The 19,954-nt window shown below is 65.1% G+C and carries 18 protein-coding genes; 8 read left to right on the top strand and 10 right to left on the bottom strand.

What is annotated here, in order from left to right; all coding sequences use genetic code 11:
* Positions 1-5: 5 nt before the first annotated feature.
* Genes GTK09_RS09545 through GTK09_RS09520 form a run of 6 tightly spaced genes read right to left on the bottom strand, consistent with a single transcriptional unit; the run spans position 6 to position 5,930 of the window.
* Positions 6-1,109 carry a hypothetical protein gene (locus GTK09_RS09545; protein ID WP_163462921.1) on the bottom strand — a complete coding sequence of 368 codons (1,104 nt, stop codon included), beginning with the start codon at positions 1,107-1,109 and terminating at the stop codon, positions 6-8.
* A 35-nt stretch (positions 1,110-1,144) separates the two neighbouring features.
* Positions 1,145-2,113, bottom strand: a complete 969-nt coding sequence (locus GTK09_RS09540) for an ABC transporter permease (protein WP_163463041.1) — start codon at positions 2,111-2,113, stop codon at positions 1,145-1,147.
* On the bottom strand, positions 2,113-3,255 hold the full coding sequence (locus GTK09_RS09535) for an ABC transporter permease (RefSeq protein ID WP_163462920.1): 1,143 nt from the start codon (positions 3,253-3,255) through the stop codon (positions 2,113-2,115). The genes GTK09_RS09540 and GTK09_RS09535 overlap by 1 nt, the downstream gene beginning before the upstream one ends.
* A complete protein-coding gene (locus GTK09_RS09530; RefSeq protein ID WP_163462919.1) occupies positions 3,256-3,951 on the bottom strand; it encodes an HNH endonuclease signature motif containing protein in 696 nt (231 codons plus the stop codon).
* A 24-nt stretch (positions 3,952-3,975) separates the two neighbouring features.
* Positions 3,976-4,401 (bottom strand): VOC family protein, encoded by a 426-nt coding sequence (locus tag GTK09_RS09525; RefSeq protein WP_163462918.1) that lies wholly within the window; start codon positions 4,399-4,401, stop codon positions 3,976-3,978.
* Complete coding sequence (locus GTK09_RS09520) at positions 4,398-5,930, bottom strand: ABC transporter ATP-binding protein (RefSeq protein WP_163462917.1); 1,533 nt, start codon at positions 5,928-5,930, stop codon at positions 4,398-4,400. The genes GTK09_RS09525 and GTK09_RS09520 overlap by 4 nt, the downstream gene beginning before the upstream one ends.
* 160 nt (positions 5,931-6,090) lie before the next feature.
* On the opposite strand from GTK09_RS09520, the gene GTK09_RS09515 reads away from it, so the two are divergent.
* Positions 6,091-6,486, top strand: coding sequence for an acyl-CoA thioesterase (locus tag GTK09_RS09515; protein ID WP_246217806.1), 396 nt, complete (start codon positions 6,091-6,093; stop codon positions 6,484-6,486).
* Positions 6,483-6,704 carry a SlyX family protein gene (locus GTK09_RS09510; protein ID WP_163462916.1) on the top strand — a complete coding sequence of 74 codons (222 nt, stop codon included), beginning with the start codon at positions 6,483-6,485 and terminating at the stop codon, positions 6,702-6,704. The genes GTK09_RS09515 and GTK09_RS09510 overlap by 4 nt, the downstream gene beginning before the upstream one ends.
* 21 nt (positions 6,705-6,725) lie before the next feature.
* On the opposite strand, the gene GTK09_RS09505 is transcribed toward GTK09_RS09510, so the two are convergent.
* Both GTK09_RS09505 and GTK09_RS09500 read right to left on the bottom strand, forming a co-directional pair.
* Positions 6,726-7,256 carry a retropepsin-like aspartic protease family protein gene (locus GTK09_RS09505; RefSeq protein ID WP_163462915.1) on the bottom strand — a complete coding sequence of 177 codons (531 nt, stop codon included), beginning with the start codon at positions 7,254-7,256 and terminating at the stop codon, positions 6,726-6,728.
* 123 nt (positions 7,257-7,379) lie between these two features.
* On the bottom strand, positions 7,380-7,907 hold the full coding sequence (locus tag GTK09_RS09500) for a winged helix DNA-binding protein (RefSeq protein ID WP_163462914.1): 528 nt from the start codon (positions 7,905-7,907) through the stop codon (positions 7,380-7,382).
* Positions 7,908-8,045: 138 nt separating this feature from the next.
* Here GTK09_RS09500 and GTK09_RS09495 point away from each other — a divergent pair, with 138 nt between their 5' ends.
* Together GTK09_RS09495 and GTK09_RS09490 are read left to right on the top strand one after the other, a co-directional pair.
* The gene (locus GTK09_RS09495; protein ID WP_163462913.1) at positions 8,046-11,906 is read left to right on the top strand and encodes a hydantoinase B/oxoprolinase family protein; all 3,861 of its coding nucleotides are present in this window, start codon (positions 8,046-8,048) and stop codon (positions 11,904-11,906) included.
* A 385-nt stretch (positions 11,907-12,291) separates the two neighbouring features.
* On the top strand, positions 12,292-14,232 hold the full coding sequence (locus GTK09_RS09490) for a methyl-accepting chemotaxis protein (RefSeq protein WP_163462912.1): 1,941 nt from the start codon (positions 12,292-12,294) through the stop codon (positions 14,230-14,232).
* A 279-nt stretch (positions 14,233-14,511) separates the two neighbouring features.
* On the opposite strand, the gene GTK09_RS09485 is transcribed toward GTK09_RS09490, so the two are convergent.
* Positions 14,512-15,402, bottom strand: a complete 891-nt coding sequence (locus GTK09_RS09485; RefSeq protein ID WP_163462911.1) for a cycloisomerase — start codon at positions 15,400-15,402, stop codon at positions 14,512-14,514.
* Positions 15,403-15,627: 225 nt separating this feature from the next.
* On the opposite strand from GTK09_RS09485, the gene GTK09_RS09480 reads away from it, so the two are divergent.
* The 4 genes from GTK09_RS09480 (at position 15,628) to GTK09_RS09465 (ending at position 19,137) form a co-directional block, all read left to right on the top strand.
* A complete protein-coding gene (locus GTK09_RS09480; RefSeq protein ID WP_163462910.1) occupies positions 15,628-16,377 on the top strand; it encodes a hypothetical protein in 750 nt (249 codons plus the stop codon).
* 85 nt (positions 16,378-16,462) lie between these two features.
* Entirely contained in the window at positions 16,463-17,575 is a 1,113-nt protein-coding gene (locus GTK09_RS09475; protein WP_163462909.1) for an App1 family protein phosphatidate phosphatase, read from the top strand.
* 148 nt (positions 17,576-17,723) lie between these two features.
* Entirely contained in the window at positions 17,724-18,503 is a 780-nt protein-coding gene (locus GTK09_RS09470; RefSeq protein ID WP_163462908.1) for a succinate dehydrogenase iron-sulfur subunit, read from the top strand.
* A 304-nt stretch (positions 18,504-18,807) separates the two neighbouring features.
* Positions 18,808-19,137, top strand: coding sequence for an SPOR domain-containing protein (locus GTK09_RS09465; RefSeq protein ID WP_163462907.1), 330 nt, complete (start codon positions 18,808-18,810; stop codon positions 19,135-19,137).
* A 174-nt stretch (positions 19,138-19,311) separates the two neighbouring features.
* Here GTK09_RS09465 and GTK09_RS09460 read toward each other — a convergent pair whose 3' ends face one another.
* A complete protein-coding gene (locus tag GTK09_RS09460; protein WP_163462906.1) occupies positions 19,312-19,923 on the bottom strand; it encodes an FMN-dependent NADH-azoreductase in 612 nt (203 codons plus the stop codon).
* Positions 19,924-19,954: the final 31 nt, after the last annotated feature.

The raw sequence follows: 19,954 nt of genomic DNA, 5'->3' as shown, positions 1-19,954 counted from the left end.
GCTCGTCACAAGAAGAGAAAGCTGAAGTCGTGGAAACGGCCCGCCGGCAGATCGGAGATCGTGGTCAGCCCGGGCAGCATGGTCCAGGCCGGAAATTCGAGGATCCGGCTGCTCGGCCGAAGGCCTTGGTCGCCATCGCCATCGTCATTGCCGTGATCGTAGAAGGTCACCTGCGTCACCAGCCCGCCGAAGCCCCGCGTATAGTCGGCATAGAAGTCTGGATAACTCGTCCTGGTGGCAAGCTTTACCTTGCACCAATAGCTGTCGAGCGCCCCGACTTCGACGTTCACGTCGCCGGCCTCCGCGGTGGATTCCGGGCGGTAGGTGTTTTCGTAGATGAACTCGTCGCTCGGCGGATCGCCGATCTGCCCGAACTCGTTGCGGTTCTTCCAGGCATTGGCGTTCCAGCAGGCGGCGCCGAGCGCCCGCCCGTAGGACAGGTCCCCGTAACCGAACAGGCCGATCTTGTAGAGCCCCGCCTCGTCGACCGTGTCGACGAATTCGAAGTCGTCGGAGCCTTTCTCGAGCAGGGCCTCGATCAGCTGGGTCGGCAGGTTGAGGGTCTCGCGATTGGCGATCAGGAGGCCGATCGCCTGGATCGCCGCCTGATAGGCCGAGAGAACCGATTCGCGGTCGAAATCTCCCTCCCCGATTTCGAGATAAGGCGCGTGGAAGCCGAGTGTCGCATCCTTGTGCAGGTAGCGATGCGGGAAGGCGCCGAGATCGGTCTCGGTCACGGTGCTGCCGCCCATGAAGGCGATGGCGCAGGCCGAGAGGCAGGACTGTTCCGCGCGGACCTCCGTTGCGATCCCCTTTTCGTGCAGCATCAATGCGAGCTTCACCCCCTCCGGATATGATCCGCCGGGGCCGCGCAGACACAGGATGCCGCCGAATTCCAGCCTGTCGGCCAGCCGCTCGGCGTCGCCCGCGACGATCGGACCGGCGAGTTCGAGCGTGCATCGGTGCAAGGGATCGGCCGTCACGGGTGGCGGCGCCAACTCTGCCGCAAGGGCCGGTTGCGACATGGCCATCGACAGGCCGAGGAAAGCCCCCGCGAGGCGACGAACGGGCCGCCGGGCAACGGGCAGGCTGGCTATCCTTCGGGCCATGGCAGGCCCCATCCTCGTGCGAGACGACACCTTGATCATCGCTCCTTCACATAGGGCACGCCGCCGGCCTTGGGCGGGGTCGCCTTGCCGACGAAGCCGGCGAGGAGCACCACCGTCAGGATGTAGGGCAGGGCCGAGACGAACTGCACCGACACCTGGCCGATGAGCGGCAGGTCCACCCCCTCGATGCGGATCGAGACGGCGTCGAGGAAGCCGAAGAGGAGGCAGGCGAACATCACCGGCACCGGCTTCCAATTGGCGAAGATCAGGGCGGCAAGCGCGATGTAGCCCTTGCCGGCGGTCATGTCGCGGGTGAAGCCGGCGGCCTGGCCGGTGGACAGATAGGCGCCGGCAAAGCCGGTGAGGACGCCGCAGATGATCACCGCCCGGTAGCGCAGCCATGTGACCGAGATGCCGGCTGTATCCACCGCCGCCGGGTTCTCGCCGACGGCCCGGAGCCTGAGGCCGAATCGGGTGCGGAACAGCACCCACCAGGTCAGCGGCACCATCAGGAACGCCACATAGACCAGCGGCGTCTGGCCGGAAAGGACGCCGGAATAGATCGGTCCGATCACCGGCACGTCGCGGACCGCATCGGCGAAGGGCAACTCGACGGCGGTGAAGCGCCCGCCGCCGAACAGGCTCGGCGTGCGCCCGCCCTGGCCGAACCAGCTCTGGCCGAGGATGATGGTCAGGCCGGCGGCGATGAAGTTGATGGCGACGCCCGAGACGATCTGGTTGCCGCGATAGGTGATCGAGGCGAGGCCGTGGATCAGCGAGAAGGCGACGGCGGCGAGGATGCCGAAACAGAGACCGAGCATCACCGAGCCCCAGACGGCGGCGGCGGACGCCGAGGCGAAGGCGGCGATCAGCATCTTGCCTTCCAGCGAGATGTCGAAGATGCCCGAGCGCTCGGAATAGAGCCCGGCCAGCGCGGCGAAGAGCAGCGGCGTCGACAGGCGGATGGTCGAATCGATCAGGTCGAGGAAGGAGGAAAGGTCCATCATCCGGCCTCTCCGACGTTTTTGCCCGCCGGCTCCTCGGTGCGGAAGCGCACCCGCTGATAGGCCGCGCCGATGCCCGGCCGGAACATGTTCTCCAGCGCCCCGGCAAAGAGGATGACCAGCCCTTGTATGATGACGATCATGTCGCGCGAGATCGTCGGCATGTCGAAGGCAAGCTCCGCCCCGCCCTGGTAGAGCATGCCGAAGAGGATCGCGGCGGGAACGATGCCGGCGGGGTGGCCGCGCCCCATCAGCGCGACGGCGATGCCGACGAAGCCGGCGCCTTGCGGAAAGTCGATGGCGAGGCGGTACTGGTCGCCCATCACGGCGTTGAGCGCCATCATGCCGGCGAGGCCGCCGGAGATCATCATGGTGACGACGATCAGCTTCGTCTCCGACATGCCGGCATAGCGGGCGGCGCGGGGCGAGAAGCCGAGCGTGCGGATCTCGTAGCCGAGCCTGGTCCGCCAGATCAGCATGTAAACGAGGACGGCGGCGATCAGCGCGACGAAGAGAGAGACGTTGAGCGGCGCGCCGCCGAGATTGAAGCCGAAGACCTCGAACAGGCCCTTCAGTTTCGGCAGCTGGCCGCCGGCGTCGAAGGTGCGGGTTTCCGGCGCCATCGAGCCGACGGGCTTCAGCACGCCGACGAGCAGATAGACCATCAGCGCGGCGGCGATGAAGTTGAACATGATCGTCGTGATGACGATGTGGTTGCCGCGTTTGGCCTGGAGATAGGCCGGGATGAAGGCCCAGAGCGCCCCGAAGGCAAAGGAGAGGGCGATCGCCAGCGGCAGGTTCAGCCACCAGGGTAGAATGGCCCCCAGCGACAGCGCCACCGCTGCGACGCCGAGCCCGCCGACATAGGCCTGGCCCTCGCCGCCGATGTTGAACAGCCCGCCATGGAAGGCGACGGCGACCGCAAGCCCGGTGAAGACGAAGTTGGTTGCGTAATAGAGCGTGAAGCCAAAGCCCTCCGCATAGCCGAACGCGCCGCGCAGCATCAGCGCCGCCGCCTCCAGCGGGCTCTCGCCGACGGCGACGACGACGAGGCCGGCGACGAGGAAGGCGACGACGAGATTGACCAGGGGGATCAGGCCGTAGTCGATCCAGCGCGGGAGCTTGGCATAGGGACGGCTCATTCAACGATACTTTTTATGTGTGGTGTTTCTCAGCCGGATAAATTCTCGCTTGTGAGGAGAAAGATAACCTAATTTTTCTTTAACAGACTTCAGCGAGCTTTTGCTTATATCAAATTCACAAACAACGATCCCTTCTTCAGAGATATTGATAAGTCCTGCGTCAAATAAACGATGAGCTGTGGCAGACAATAATAAGGTGTTTTCTATGTGTCGCCGTTGAGCGTGATTTGCAATCGACCAAGGAAAAATGTGAGCGGCCTCAAGAGATGCGATGATTCCATCGCCCGTTAAGGCGCACTCGGTTGTTCCTTGTTGGATATGAAATTGTTTTAATTTTAAGGATACTCGTATCTTTCCTAGGGTCTCTCTTTCTGTTGGAGATTCGTTATTACTCTCGATGTCAGATCCCGATAGGTCGAACGCCATTTCGCATAAAAACGAATTTCCATTGAGAAATATATCCTCAGGGATCTCGAATTCAGTCCCACTGAATAATTTCGTGTTAAATGTTCTAAAAAGGTTGTTATTTTCATTTTTAATAAATATTGTCGCTTCAGATCCACTCTCTAGTTCAAAGTTCTGAGCGATTGTTTTTGGAATGACCTGTAATCTTGGTTGTTTCTTCTTTTCTCCGTTGGGATAAACAGCAAACACGCGCCATCGGCTCCGCCCTAAAATTTCTGGTTGCTTGATCATAAAATGCCTCCACAGCCAGTGGCGTCAATTCAGCGAAAGTTGGCCATCCTCGTCCAGCCGCCAGAAGGGATTGTGCGCCACCTCCCACAAATGCCCGTCCAGATCGCGGAAATTGCCGGAATGGCCGCCCCAGAAGACCTTCGACGGCGGCTTGACCGGACGCGCCCCTGCTGCGACCGCATCAGCGTAGAAGGCATCGACGGCCTCCGGGCTGTCGAAATTCACCGCCAGCGCCATCGAGCCGGAGCCTCGCGGCAGATACCCTTCGCCGCCGTCGGCGATCATGTCGTCGCGGTTCCACAGGGCCAGCACGATCCCCACGCCGATCATGAAGGCGGTGGATTCCACGCTGTCGGCGGATTTCTTCCAGCCGAGCGCCTCGTAAAAGGCGACCGCGCGCGCGACGTCGGCGACGCCGAGCGTGACGAGGGTGATGCGGGCGGGATTCATTCTGCGGCTTCCTTCTCGTCGATGCCGGCCATCAGCAGGCCGAGTTCGCCCTCGCTCGCCTCCGGCCCCCGCTCGCCGACGAGCTTTCCGGCGAACATCACCAGGATGCGGTCCGACAGTGCGCGGATCTCGTCGAGCTCGACCGAGACGAGGAGGATCGCCTTGCCGGCGTCGCGCATCGCGACGATGCGCTTGTGGATGAATTCGATGGCGCCGACGTCGACGCCTCGGGTCGGCTGGCCGATCAGAAGCACGTCCGGGTCGCGCTCCATCTCTCGCGCCAAAACGATCTTCTGCTGGTTGCCGCCGGAGAAGCTGGCGGTCTTCAGCCGGCAGTCGGCCGGGCGGATGTCGTAGGCTTCGATCTTTTCCAGTGCGTCGCGGCGCATGGCGCCCGGGTCGAGCAGCGGGCCCTTCTGGAAACGCGGATCGGACTGATAGCCGAGGATGGCGTTCTCGTTCTCCTCGAAGGGCAGGACGAGGCCCATGGAATGGCGGTCCTCCGGCACATGGGCGCAGCCGATGCGGCGGATCTCGGCCGGGTCGGCCTCCCTTGCCGGGTCGATCTCGCGGCCGTTGAGGACGATAAGGCCGGCCTTTGCCTTGCGGATGCCGGACAGCGTTTCCAGGAGTTCGCTCTGGCCGTTGCCGGCGACCCCGGCGATGCCGACGATCTCCCCGGCCCGGACGGAGAAGGACACGTCGTCCACCATGGTGACGCCGCGGGAATCCTTCACCGTGAGATGCTTGACCGTCAGCAGGGGATCGCCGGGCGTCGCCGCGCCCTTGTCGACGGTCAGGAGCACGCGGCGGCCGACCATCAGCTCGGCGAGTTCGGCGACCGACGTCTCGGCGGTCTTCGTCGTCGCGACCATCTCGCCCCGGCGCATCACCGAGACCGTGTCGGTGATCGCCATGATCTCGCGCAGCTTGTGGGTGATCAGGATGATCGTCTTGCCCTCGGCCCTGAGCTGCTTCAGCACCTCGAAGAGGTGATCGGCCTCCGAGGGCGTAAGGACGCCGGTCGGCTCGTCGAGGATCAGGATTTCGGCGCCGCGATAAAGGCTCTTCAGGATTTCCACCCGCTGCTGCAGGCCGACCGGCAGATCCTCGATGACGGCGTCGGGATCGACCTCGAGCCCGTGGTCTTCCTCCAATCGTCTGAGCTCGCCCCGCACCTTGGCGATGCCGGAGGAAAGCAGCGGCGAGCGCTCGGCGCCGAGCATAACGTTTTCGACGACGGTCAGGTTGTGGACCAGCATGAAATGCTGATGCACCATGCCGATTCCTGCGGCGATCGCGGCGTTCGGGTCGGCGATTTCCACCTTCCTGCCCGCGACGCGGATCTCGCCGGCATCGGCCTGGTAGAAGCCGTAGATGATCGACATCAGCGTGGACTTGCCGGCGCCGTTCTCGCCGACAATGCCGTGAATTGTCCCACGTTCGACGGTGAGATCGATGGATCTGTTGGCGTGAACGGCGCCGAAGCGCTTGTCGATGCCGATCAGTTCGATCGCCGGTTCGGCCATGTGGGATCAGGACTTCCGCGGTTGTTTCGGGAAGAGTAATCAGCCAATCCTGCAAACGCCATAGGCAATTCGGTGGGCAGGCGGAGGACGCAAGGTGAGCGGTAGCGAGGGGGAGGGACGGGCGCCGCGCGCAGAGCCCCGGCGGCGGTCGGAGTTTCCGTTGCTGCGGACGTTGACGACCCGCTGGTCCGACAACGACGTCTACGGCCACATGAACAACGTCGTGCACTATTCGCTGTTCGATACGGCGGTGAACGGCTGGCTGATCGAGACGGGCCTGCTCGATCTTCAGGGAAGCGAAGAAATCGGACTCGTGGTCGAGACCGGTTGCCGCTACCATGGCGAACTGGCCTTCCCCGATCCCGTCACGGCGGGGATCGGCATCAGCCGGCTGGGGCGCTCCTCGGTGCGCTACGAGATCGCCCTGTTTCGCGGCGAGGATGAGCTTGCGGCGGCGGAGGGGTTCTTCGTCCACGTCAATGTCGACCGCAGGACGCGGCGTCCGGTGGCGATCGGACCAGAGAAGCGCCGGACATACGAGGAGATACTGCTATGAGCGAGCCGAACGAGGGCGCAGGCCCGCGGATCGAGGATCTCGAGGTGATGGTCTCGCATCAGGCGCGCACCATCGAGGAACTCTCCGAAGAGCTGACGCGGGCCTTCCGGATGATCGAGCGGCTGCAGCATCTGACCCAGGCGCTGAGCGAACGGCTCGGTTCGGTGGAGGATGTGGCGCTGGCGAAACCGGCGGCGGAAAAGCCGCCGCATTATTGAGGGATCGCGCCCTCGAAGCTCTTAGTCCTTGAGCGTGAGCCGGCCGTCTTCGACGGAATAGCCCTTGAGGCGGGTCAGGAAGCTCATGCCGAGCAGCGCCTGGGGCAGTTCCGCGTCGCGGATCACCAGTGCATCGACGTTGCGCACCGAAACGCTCCCGACGCTGATCACGTCGATCCGCGCCCGGGCGGCTCTGCCGACGCCGTTCGCCGTCTGCACCGAATGGCGAAAATCGCTCGCCGCCGGCGTGATGCCGAGCTGGCGCGCCGTCGTCTCGTCGAGGGCGACGAGGCTCGCTCCGGTGTCGACGAGGACGGGAATGCTGCGGCCGTTCATCAGGGCGTCGGTGCGAAAATGCCCCGACCAGTCGGCGGAGATGCGGGTCTCTCGCGGCAGCACCGGGGGCGGGGCGGCGGCCTCGACGACATCCGGGCCACGATCCAGCGCCTCCGGCTGGCCAGACGACAGTCTCGCCTCATAGCGCTCGAACAGCGAGGGCGCGGCAAGCGCCGCGACCGAGGCCACGAGGAGAAGGATCAGATGATTGTGCATTGCGCCGTCATCAGCCTCGTCGCCCGGAAAAACCGCCGCCAGGATAGCGGACCGGCGGTTTCGAGCCGGTAAAGGCCAGGGCAGCAATTGCCGGTTCCTCGTCGCAGAGTTCCGACCAACCGGTCAGAGGCTCGCGGCCGTCCTTGCCGCCTGATCGTAGTGGCCGGACAGAAGCCGCAGGAGACGGGCGATCTCCGACATGCGATCGGCCGAAAGCCCGAGTTCGGAAATGCCCTCGACGAGGATCTTCTCGCGCAGCTCCCGGTAGCGCCGACAGGCCCGCTCGCCGGCCGGGGTAATGGCGATCAGTCGCTCCTTGCCGGCCTTTTCCCGCGAAACCAGGCCCTTCTGTTCCAGCTTGCGAACCGCATAAGTGACGAGATGGGTGTCCTCGATGCCGAGGACGAGACAGACGTCGGCAAGCCGCTTGGGCTTGCCGCGATGGGTGACCGAATGGAGGACCGTGATCTCCGTCGCCGTCAGGCCCGGCTCGCCCGCCGCCGTCATGCAGCGTACCATCCAGCGCTCGAAGGCGTGGCCGGACAGGATCATGCCGAACTCGACCTCCGACAGGGCCGGCGCCGCGCCGTCGGCGAGGTGGGCCGAGGAGACGATCGGGCCGATCGGTTCGGGTGTCATGTCCGCGCTCATCGGCGGCCTCCTGAAAAGACGTGGCGCACGGCCGAAATCGACGAAGTTTGCCGGAGATCGAATACGCTGATAACATACCGACAAATTATCGACAAATATCCACCCCGTGACCATCTCCCCAACGAACAGGTCTCCGTCATGCATGCAGAAGCCCAGCCGAACACTGCCTCCGCTGCCGCTCGTGACGGGCGCTGGGACTTCTTCGTCGATCGCGGCGGCACCTTCACCGACGTCATCGGCAAGGCGCCGGACGGCTCGCTCCATCCGAGGAAGCTCCTGTCGGAAAACCCTGGCGTCTATGACGACGCGGCGCTGGAGGGCATCCGCCAGACGCTCGGGATCGAAACCGGCGGCGCCATTCCGCCCGGCCGCATCGGCACGGTGCGGATGGGCACGACGGTGGCGACCAACGCGCTTCTGGAGCGCAAGGGCGACAAGACGCTCCTCCTCATCACCCGCGGTTTCCGCGACGCGCTGAAGATCGCCTATCAGGCCCGGCCGGACATCTTCGCCAAAGAGATCATCCTGCCCGAGCAACTCTATGCCAAGGTCGCCGAGGTGCCGGAGCGGGTGCTGGCCGACGGCACGGTCGAGGTGGCGCTCGACGAGGCCGCGACGGCAGAGGCGCTGACGGCGGCGAAGGCCGAAGGCATCGACGCCGTCGCCATCGTCTTCATGCATTCCTGGCACTATGGCGAGCACGAGGCGCGGGCGAAGAAACTCGCCGAGGCCGCCGGCTTCTCGCAGATCTCCGTAAGCCACGAGGTCTCGCCGCTGGTCAAGCTGGTCGGGCGCGGCGACACCACGGTGGTCGACGCCTATCTGACGCCAATCCTCAGGCGCTATGTCGACAAGGTCGCCGGCGCCCTCGGCGCCGAGACCGGCGATGCCGACGCGCCATCGCTGCAGTTCATGATGTCCTCCGGCGGGCTGACGGCGGCCGAGATGTTCCAGGGCAAGGACGCGATCCTGTCCGGCCCTGCGGGCGGCGTCGTCGGCATGGCCGAGACGGCGAAGGCGGCAGGCTTTGCCAAGGTCATCGGCTTCGACATGGGCGGCACCTCGACCGACGTGACCCACTATGCCGGGGCCTATGAGCGGGCGCTGGATTCGGAAGTCGCGGGCGTGCGGATCCGCGCGCCGATGCTGCGCATCCACACGGTGGCCGCGGGCGGCGGCTCGATCCTCGCCGTCGATCAGGGACGCTTTCAGGTCGGCCCGGCCTCGGCCGGCGCCAATCCCGGTCCTGCCGCCTATGGCCGCGGCGGGCCGCTGACCGTCACCGATGCCAACGTTATGCTCGGCAAGTTGAAGCCGGAGCTGTTTCCGGCGGTGTTCGGGCCGAACCAGGATCAGCCGCTCGACGTCGCGGTGGTGCGGGAGAAATTCGCCGAACTCACCGAGAGGCTCGGCGACGGCCGCTCGGCCGAAGAGGTCGCCGAAGGCTTCCTCACCATCGCCGTCGAGAACATGGCCAACGCCATCAAGAAGATCTCGGTGCAGCGCGGCTACGACGTCTCGAAATATCTGCTCAACTCCTTCGGCGGCGCCGGCGGCCAGCATGCCTGCCTCGTTGCAGACTCCCTGTCGATGGAGAGCGTGCTGATCCATCCGATGTCGGGGCTGCTTTCGGCCTATGGCATCGGCCTCTCCTCGCTGTTCTCCAGCCGAAGCCAAGCGCTGGTCGCCAATCTGTCGGAGGAGGCGAAGGCCGAGATCGAGGCGCTCGCCGAGCGGCTGTCCCGCGAGACCGCCGGTGAGGTCGAGGCGCAGGGCGTTACGCCGGGCGAGCACGTCACGGAGGTTCTGCTCCAGCTGCGCTACGATGGCACGGACACGACGCTGCCGGTGCCCTATACGGGTTCGCTGGAAGACGCCCGCGAAGGCTTCGAGGCGGCCCACAAGGCGCAGTTCGGCTTCGTCTATCCGGGCCGGGCGATCACGGTGGAGACGGTGTCGGTCGAAACTGCGGAGCGGCCGAAGGAGACTGCCGCAAACGCCGCCGCCGCGGCAGAGGCGTTCGATCCGGCGGCGACCGGGGCCGGCTCGTTCTTCACCGGCGGCAAGATCCGCGAGGCCTCGATCATCCGGCGCGAAAACTTCGGCCCCGGCGCCACGGTCAAAGGCCCGGCGCTGATCGTCGAGCCGAACCAGACCATCGTCGTCGAGCCCGGCTGGGCGGCCGAGACGACGGCCGACAACGACGTCCTTCTGAAGCGCATCGAAAAGAAGCCCCGCCTTGCAGCGCTCGGCACCGGCACGGCTGGTGGCAAGGGCGCCGATCCGGTGCTTCTGGAAGTCTTCAACAACCTCTTCATGTCGATCGCCGAGCAGATGGGCGTGACGCTGCAGAACACCGCCTCCTCGGTCAACATCAAGGAGCGGCTGGACTTTTCCTGTGCCGTCTTCGACCACACCGGCGCGCTCGTCGCCAATGCGCCGCACATGCCGGTGCATCTCGGCTCCATGGACCGTTCGGTCGAGGCGATCATCGCCCAGAACGAGGGGAATATCCGGCCGGGCGACGTGTTCGCGTTGAATGCGCCGTATAATGGCGGGACGCATCTGCCTGACATCACGGTGGTGACGCCGGTGTTCGAGGAGGGTGCCCGTGATCCCTCGCCCTTCGAGGCTCGTTCGCGCAGAGGCGACCGAGCACCTCAGGATGAGGGATCAGGGGACGGCGACGCCCTACATCAGGAGGAAACTGGCGCCGGTCGTGTCCTTTCCCCTCATCCTGAGGTGCGAGCGGAGCGAGCCTCGAAGGGCGAGGGGAAACAGGCGCCAAAGATCCTCTTCTACGTCGCCTCGCGCGGCCACCACGCGGATGTCGGCGGCATCGCGCCGGGCTCGATGACGCCGCGGGCGACCAGGGTCGACGAGGAGGGCGTCCTGATCGACAATCTGAAGCTCGTCGATCGCGGCACGTTCCAGGAAGACGAGCTTCGCCGCGTCCTCACCGACCATCCCTATCCGGCCCGCAATCCGGACCAGAACGTCGCCGATCTGAAGGCGCAGATCGCCGCCAACGAGAAGGGCGTCGCCGAACTCAGGCGGATGGTGGAGAATTTCGGCCTCGACACCGTCCAGGCCTATATGGACTTCGTCCAGGACAATGCGGCCGAAGCGGTGCGCGAGCTGATCGCCAGGCTCGACGACTGTTCCTGCGACTATCCGACCGACAGCGGCCAGGCGATCAAGGTGAAGATCACCATCGACAAGGAAAGCCGCGAGGCGACCGTCGACTTCACCGGAACCTCGCCGTCGATCGCCAACAACTTCAACGCCCCCGAGCCGGTGACTCGGGCCGCCGTCCTCTATGTCTTCCGGGTGATGGTGGAAAAGCCGATCCCGATGAATGCCGGCTGCCTGCGGCCGGTGAAGATCGTCGTGCCGGAAGGCTCGATGCTGAAGCCGCGCTATCCGGCCGCCGTCGTCGCCGGCAACGTCGAAACCTCCCAGCACGTGACCAACGCTCTCTTCGCCGCCTTCGAGGCGCTGGCGAATTCGCAAGGCTCGATGAACAACCTGACCTTCGGCGACGAGCGCTACCAGTATTACGAGACGATCTGCTCGGGTTCGCCGGCCGGAAGGATGAATGACGGCACGAGCTTTGCCGGCACTTCCGGCGTCCATGTCCACATGACCAATTCGCGGCTCACCGATCCGGAGATCCTGGAGATGCGCTACCCGGTGGTGCTGGAGGATTTCCACATCCGCGAGGGTTCGGGCGGCGCCGGCGAGAAGCGCGGCGGCGACGGGACGAAGCGCACCATTCGGTTTCTCAGGAAGATGGACTGCGCCATCCTCTCTTCCCATCGCACGCAACCGCCGCAGGGCATCTGCGGCGGCGAGGCGGGCGAGATGGGCCTCACTGAAGTGCGGCGGCTCGACGGCTCGTTGGAAGAACTTGCCGGCTGCGACCAGACCGTTCTTCAAGCAGGCGAGGCGGTGATCGTCACCACCCCGACCTCCGGAGGATACGGCCGGGCAGGGTGAATGAGCCAGTCTTGAGGGGCGCAGCCTGTAATGGCCTGCCCCTTGGGACGGCCGGGCGATCGTTCGCCTCGCCCTCAGATCGCGGCATTCCGTCGAACTGTCGTCACACCTCGCTTGGGCATGCTGCGACGGTGACGGCAAAGATTTATTGGTACGGCATACTTATAGAAAGACGGCAAAGGAATATGATTTTCCTTGGTGGTTTTAAGCAGTAAATGCAACCGCTATCTGATTAATGCTCCGGTCTTATCAGTTTTATGCTTGTTATCTCAAGAACGTCGTCGCGGAATTAAGCCTTCGGTAAAACAACGCGCCTAATCGTTGGCTGGCTTCGAGGCCGACGGTTGCGCTTCGATTGACTTTACCCCCGCCCCGGAAATGCCCCATGTCCCTGAACTCCATGAAGGTCACGACGAAACTGCTGGTTGCTTTCGCGAGTATCATCGCGGTGCTGGCGATCGTCAGTGTCACCAGCGTCTTGAGCACCAATTCTGCCCGAACGGCAACAGACTGGAACGAACACACCTACAAGGTTCTCGCTGAGATCGACCACCTGCGCTCGGGGCTGGTCAATCAGGAAGCCGCCATTCGTGGCTACGTTGTGGCTGAGGACGCGGGCATGCTGCCACGCTACGAGACGAACAAGACGAAGGCGGCCGAAGCGCTGGCCAATTTTGCCCAGCTGACCTCTGACAATCCGCTCCAGCAGGACCGCGCCGCGAAACTGCAGGGCCTGATCGGGTCGTGGGATGCGGCTGCCAACATGCGCACCATTGCGCTCGGCAAGGCTGGAGACTTCGCCGGGGCGCGGCGCTACCTCTCCGGCCGTCCGGGAGATGTCGAACTGAACGAAATCAACTCTCTGACCGAAAGCATGATCTCGGAGGAGGCCGGTCTTCTCGTCGTCCGCTCGGAGGCGCAGCATTCGGCGATGGCAATGTCGAACACCGCGATCATCGTCGGCGGCGTCGTGAGCGCTCTGATCGCGTGCTTGATGGCCGTCCTTCTGTCCAAGTCTATCGCGGCGCCGATCCGCGCCATGACAGAGGCGATGCTGAAGCTTGCCGGCGGCGACAAGACGGTCGAGGTTCCAGCGCGTGATCGCCGCGACGAGGTCGGCGCGATGGCCGGCGCTGTCGAGGCGTTCAAGCAGGCGGCGATCCGGCAGGAGCGTCTGGAAAAGGAGGCCGAAGCCTCGCGCATCAGCCAGGATGAGGCCAAGCGCCGCCAGGCCGATCTCGACAATGCCAAGGCGGAGGACCTGCGGGCCTTCATGGGCGTCGTCGATGCCGGCTTCGACCGTCTCTCGGCGGGCGACCTGACGGTGCGCATGGCCGACAAGGTGGCCCCTGAATTCGAGCCGATCAAGGCGAAGTTCAACGCCTCGGTGGAGGAGCTGGAACGGGCGATCGGCCAGGTGGTCGGGGCGGTCGGGACGATCCGCACGGGGCTCGGCGAAATCACCGTTGCCTCCAACGATCTCGCCCAGCGCACCGAGCAGCAGGCGGCCTCGCTGGAACAGACGGTGGCGGCGCTCGGCGAGGTGACGAGCGGCGTCAACCGCACGGCGGACGGGGCCGGACAGGCGAGGCAGACGGCGAATTCGGCCCGGCAGAAAGCCGAGAAGGGCGGCGAGATCGTCGCCGAGGCGGTGGTGGCGATGACCGCCATCGAGGGGTCGTCGCAGAAGATCTCGCAGATCATCGGGGTGATCGACGAGATCGCCTTCCAGACCAACCTTCTCGCGCTGAATGCCGGCGTCGAGGCGGCGCGGGCGGGCGAGGCCGGCAAGGGCTTTGCGGTGGTGGCGCAGGAAGTGCGGGCTCTCGCCCAGCGCTCGGCGGAAGCGGCGAAGGAGATCAAGGGCCTGATCACGGCCTCGACCGAGCAGGTGGAAAAGGGCGTCGAGCTGGTCTCGGCCTCGGGCAAGTCGCTGGAAGAAATCGTCGCCGAGGTGGCTGGCATGGCGGAGGTGATCGCCAGGATCGCCGACAGCGCGCGCGAGCAGGCGACGAGCCTTCGCGAGGTGTCCGGCGCGGCCGACCAGATGGACAAGGTGACCCAGCAGAACGCGGCGATGGTGGAACAGTCGACGGCCGCCGCCCAGACGCTGTCGAAGGAGACCGAGGACCTCGCCGAGACGGTGTCGCGCTTCAAGACGGCGGCGGGTGCCGGCCGGGCGCCGGCCACGCCGGCCCGGCCCCATGCCGCCAAGACCCAGCGGCCGCTCGCCCAGCCCCGCGGCGTCCCGCAGATGAAGACGACGGGAACCGGCGGCGCCGCCCGCCGCGAGGCTGCCAAGGAAGAAAGCTGGGCGGAGTTCTGAGCGAGGGGCACGGGGCGGGGCGGGGCGGGCAAACCGCCCGGTGCCGCAATGCCAGGCGCGATCGATGCAGGCGGGGACGGCGATGGCCGTCCCCGCCTGCATTCGGGCTCGAGGCGCCGAGCGTCGGCGGGATTGCCTGCGCGAGGGCGCCGCGGGACCGTTTCCAGAGATGTCGAATCGCCTGTCGGTCCGGTCAGGCGATCGGTGCAAGACGCTGGCGTCTCACCGAGAATCCCGGTGCTCGACGGGCGGAGGCGTCGGCCTCGCCGCCCGTTCCCATTAGTTTGCCGAGCCGGCCGTCGCTCCCTCGTTGCCGGCCTTGGCCGCATCGTCTTCGAAGAGGATGCGATTGACCGTGACCTTGTTCTCCTCCTCGCCCTCGCCGCGGATGATGGCATATAAGATGCCTTCGTCGGAGTGGTCGAATGCGATGCCCTGGCCGCGATTGGCGAGCGGCACCGTTGCCTTCCAGGTGAGGATCGAGCCGAATTCGGGCAGCGCCATCACATAGGCTTCGGCCGGATCGTGGCCGGTGAGGTAGAGGTTGCCATCGGGCCCCCAGGAGCCGCCGGAATTCGACATGTCGTCGAACTTCTCGACGATCTCCTCGGGGATCGTCCACTGCTCGACCGGCCGCCATTCGTCGTCGAACTTCACGACCTGGGTGTTGTATTTGTTGCCATAGGCAAGCGGGCTCTTGCCGAAGACCCGGTTGTAGTTGGCAAAGCCGCCATACCAGGCACCGTCTGGGCCCTTGTCGACCCAGGTGAACGAGCCGATCTGGATGCCGAAGGAATGGGTGCCGACATGTTCCAGCGTGTCGGCCTCGAAGATTTCCAGCGAGCTCGCGATCGGCCATTCCGGATAGTTGGAATGGGCGATGTAGATCTTGCCGTCGACGACGGCGGCGCTGTCGAAATGCTTGACCGGGCCGCCTTTTGGCAGCTCCCACTTCTGGACGAGCTTCTGCGCTTTCTTGTCGTATTTGGCGATCGTGCGGTTGTCGATGGCATAGAAATGGTCGGCATCGACCCCGACGGCCTGATTGGCCTCGGGGATCGTGTAGGTTGCCAGCGTCTCGGACTTCATCGTCGCCGGCTCGTCGGCGGCAAGGGCCGCGGAGGCGGCGGCGACGAGGGTCGCTGCAAGAGCAGTGAGGATACGTGCCATGTGTGAGTCTTCCTCGATGATCGTGGAGCCCGGGCCGTGTGGCTTCGGGCATGGTCCCGCGCATTTCGCCTTGGCAATCCGGGAGTGGCGGTGATCCGTAACTCCGGCAGATGATCCCGCGATGACACGCCCCTTCGCCGCGGCGAGCAAATGCGCTAGGTCTCCGTCCTCGGGCACCACGCGGCGAGGCCTCGCCCTTCGTCAGGCCTATGGGAGATTTTCGTGATGCAAATTGTTGTTCGGGCAGCATTTCTGGCAGCGACGGCGCTGGCGATCTCGATGTCGCCGGCCGCCGCCCAGTCGGACGGCTCGACGGGAACAAGCGAGGCGGCGGATCAGACGTCGGATCAGACTGGCGGCGAGAACCTCGTCCTGCCGCCGGATGCCGCGCCGAAGCCGATGAGCCCGGCCGAGACGGAAACGCCGCAAAAGCCGGCCGCCGCCGGAGGCGACGCGAGCGACGCGACCGAGAGCGGCGCGCCGCTCGGTGCGGCGCCGCCGGAAGCCGCTTCCGGCGGGGGCGAGGCCGGATCTGCGGACGCGGCGAAGCCCGAGGAGGGCGCGGCGAACCAGCCGACAGGCCCCGATGGCCAGCCGCGCAACGCCGTCGGCGACGAGTTCCAGCTGCCGCATCTGACCGACGAGAACCAGATCCAGATGATCGCCGAACTCTGCGGCATCCAGATCCGCGACGCGTCGCCGCAGGCCTGCACCTGCCTCGGCGAACAGGCGGTCGCGCAGCTCACCCCGCCGCAGCGCGACTATCTCATCGCCACCGTCGTCGCCCCGCCGACCGCCGACAAGCTGTTCAAGCGCGGCACGGTCTCCAAGGACGACCAGATGACGATCATCACCTTCCTCAATGCGACCTCCGACGCCTGCAAGAGCGGGACCTATGTCGCGCCGGCTGGCGGCGCGGCCCCCTCTGCAACACCGGAGCCGGACGCCGGGCAGAGCAGCGGTTCGGCCAACTGATGGGTGGTAAAAGCGCCTCCCGCCGCCACTTCGACGACACCGCCGGCAGCACCCGCTGCCGGCGGTGTCGCGGCGGGGCGGCCGGATGCTGAGACGGGGTATTCACCGCGCCGAGCGGTTTTGGGACGGTGCCCGGCTGTCGTTCAAGCGCCGTGCCGGGCTATTGGGCACGCCGATCCTCGTGCCCTATCGCGGCTTGGCGACGCCCGACGGCCTGTGGATTCGCGGCCGGGTGCTGGAAGATCAGGGCGTGATGACCGCGCCCCACTCGGAATCGACGCTGCGGAATGTCTGGCTGACCTTCAAACGCTACGAGACCGACGAGATCGGCGGCGCGCGGGTCGTTTGGCGCGCCCTCGGCGAATCGGGCGATCTCGTCACCGACAACGAGGGCTTCTTCGATACCGTACTGCCGGTGCGGCCGGATGCTGCGGGGTCGCCCTGGTTCGCCGTCGAACTCGAGCTCGTCTCGGCGCCGGTCCACGAGGTGGCGCCGCTCTCGGCCGAAGCCAATGTCCGTACCGTCTCGCCGTCGGCGCGGTTCGGCGTCATTTCCGACATCGACGACACCATCGTGAAGACCGGCGCGACCAACTTCGTCAAGCACTGGCGCACGGTCGTCGCCAATTCGGCCCAGAGCCGGACGGCCTTTCCCGGCGTGTCGCATCTATACCGGGCTCTGGCGAAGGGCGAGGCCGGTCCCGAGACGAACCCGGTCTTCTACGTCTCGTCGAGCCCGTGGAATCTCTACGATCTGTTCCAGAGCTTCCTGGCGCTGCACGAGATCCCGCTCGGGCCGATGCTGCTCAAGGACTTCGGCCTCGACCGGGACAAATGGCTGACCGGCGGCCATGACGGCCACAAGCTGAAGATGATCGCCAAGATCATGGACGCCTATCCGCACCTTTCCTTCGTGCTCATCGGAGATTCGGGACAGAGGGACGCGGCGATCTATGCCGAGGCCGCCCGGCGCCACGAGGGACGGATCATCGCCGTTCACATCCGCGACGTCACCGACGGCGACCTTGCCACCGAGGCGGGCGAGGCCATCGCCGCGCTGGAGGCGCTGCGGATCCCGGTGACCCGCGCCGAAACGCTCTTCGCGGCGGCCGAAAACGCGGCGAAACTCGGTCTGATCGATGCCGGCGACGTCGCCTGCGTCCGCGCGGCGATCGAGGAGCGCGAGCGCGAAGGTTGACGAGGTCTTGGCGCGATGCCGGTTGCGGCGGTTTTGACCGAAAACTTTCAACCGATTAGAAGCGCGTTCGTGGTCAGAACGGCCTTCCGTTTTGCACCGCAACCACTATGGTGCGAACGATTCCAAACAGGCACCGGATGGAAAGACGATGGTCGAACTCGCGCTTCCGAAGAACTCACGGATCACCAAGGGCAAGGTCTGGGACCGGCCGGAAGGCGCCAAGGACGTTCGGGAATTCAAGATCTATCGCTGGTCGCCCGACGACGGCGACAATCCGCGCATGGACACCTTCTACGTCGATACGGCCGATTGCGGGCCGATGGTGCTCGATGCGCTATTGTGGATCAAGAACAAGGTCGATTCGAGCCTGACGCTGCGTCGCTCCTGCCGGGAAGGCATTTGCGGCTCCTGCGCGATGAACATCGACGGGGCCAACACCCTCGCCTGCACAAAGGGCATGGACGAGATCGACGGCGCCGTCGCCGTCTATCCGCTGCCGCACATGCCGGTGATCAAGGATCTGGTGCCGGACCTGACGGTTCCCTATGCCCAGCTTCGCTCGATCGAGCCCTGGCTGAAAACCGAGACCCCCGAGCCAGAAAAGGAATGGCGCCAGAGCCACGCGGATCGCGAGAAGCTGGATGGCCTCTACGAGTGCATCCTGTGCTTCTGCTGCCAGACGTCGTGCCCTTCCTATTGGTGGAACGGCGAGCGCTATCTCGGCCCGGCCGTGCTGCTGCAGGCCTATCGCTGGCTGATCGATTCGCGCGACGAGGCGACGGGCGACCGGCTCGACGGGCTGGAAGATCCGTTCAAGCTCTATCGTTGCCACACGATCATGAACTGCACCCAGACCTGCCCGAAGGGTCTGAACCCGGCGAAAGCCATCGCCGAGATCAAGAAAATGATGGTCGAGCGGCGGGTCTGAGAGGGAGCATCTTTCCCGACGCATCCTTATCGGCGAGGTGGCCCGCCAGGGACGATCTGACGCGTTCTTGTTCTTCACGCCTCACGAAACATTGTAGTCGGGCGGTTCGCCTCGCCGCTTCGTCGGCGAGGCGAACCGCGCGTCGCGAGCCGTCCCGGTTCCAAGGATATGGGCGCTTTTCCGGCCAAAGCCCCGATATTGCCTTTCCGCCATGAGCCGGGCTTGGTTCGCAAGTTTCGGATGGCGGCCCGTCGCGCCTGCTGCTATGAGATTCGTCTAATCTTACGCTAGGGAAGAAACGACGATGGTCGGCAAGATGATTGTTGCGGCGGCAGTTCTGGCGGGGATCGTAACCGCCGACATGTCGACGGCTCATGCGTCCGGCTGTGGCTGGTACGCCATCGGCGGTGCGTTCAAGAGCCGCAACTCGGCCTATAACCAGGCGGGCGATCTCGATGCGTCGGTCTACGATCTCGACGATTCCGACAGTCCGAATGCCGGCAAGGGTTTCTACGTCGTGGCTCTCGGCCCGGTGCGCCGGAGCCAGGCGAACGAGTATCGCCGGCAGTTCCGGCGGGACGGCGTTCGGAGCGCCTATGTGAAGAAGATGTGCTTCTACGGCCCGCGGCTGTAGAACGGAGCGGCTCTCGGTCCGTTTCGCGATCTTCGTCGAGCTTCCCGCTCAGCGTCGATCAGCGCGCTCCGTTCGGCGGTCGAACGCTTCGGCGTCCTCGCCTTCCGGAGCGTTTTGCCGTCACGGCGGCGCCGACATGAGGGAGGCGCCGTCCGTATCTTCGTGGCAGCCCTCTCAGGCGGCCCTGAGGCCCTCGATCGTCGCCAGCGCGTCGTTGGTGGCCTTTTCGCGCTGCTCCGGCCCGGTATTGATGCCTTCGGCCGCAATCACCTCGATGTCCATGATGCCGAGGAAACTGAAGACCGCGCGCAGATAGGTCTCGGCATGTTCGAAGGATTGGATCGGTGTTCCCGCGCCATAAAAGCCGCCGCGGGAGATCGTCAGGATCACGCGCTTATCGCCGGCGAGGCCCTCCGGGCCATTCTCGGTATAGCGGAAGGTCTTGCCCCGGGCCGCGATGCGGTCGATCCACGCCTTCAGCTGGCTCGGAATCGAGAAGTTGTAGAAACCGACGCCGATCACCACGATATCGGCGGCGAGAAACTCCTCGAGGGCCGCACCGCCCCGCTTCAGGTCGTCGCGCAGGGACTGGTCGCTCGGCGGGTCCTGGTCCGGCCCGGCGAGGTGATGGGCCGTCAGATGGGAGATCGGCTGGGCGACGAGGTCGCGATAAGTGACTTCGAGACCCGGAATTTCGCTCCGCAGGCGCTCGACCGTCGCTTTCGACAGGGTGCGGCTGACGGAATTCTCGCCGAGAATGCTGGAATCGACGTGAAGCAGTTTCATGGTTATAGCCCCTGAGTTGCTGGTATGGAAT

The organism is Jiella pacifica (assembly GCF_010500815.1).
Lineage (GTDB): Bacteria > Pseudomonadota > Alphaproteobacteria > Rhizobiales > Rhizobiaceae > Jiella > Jiella pacifica.
This window is presented reverse-complemented; position numbering and strand designations above follow the sequence as displayed.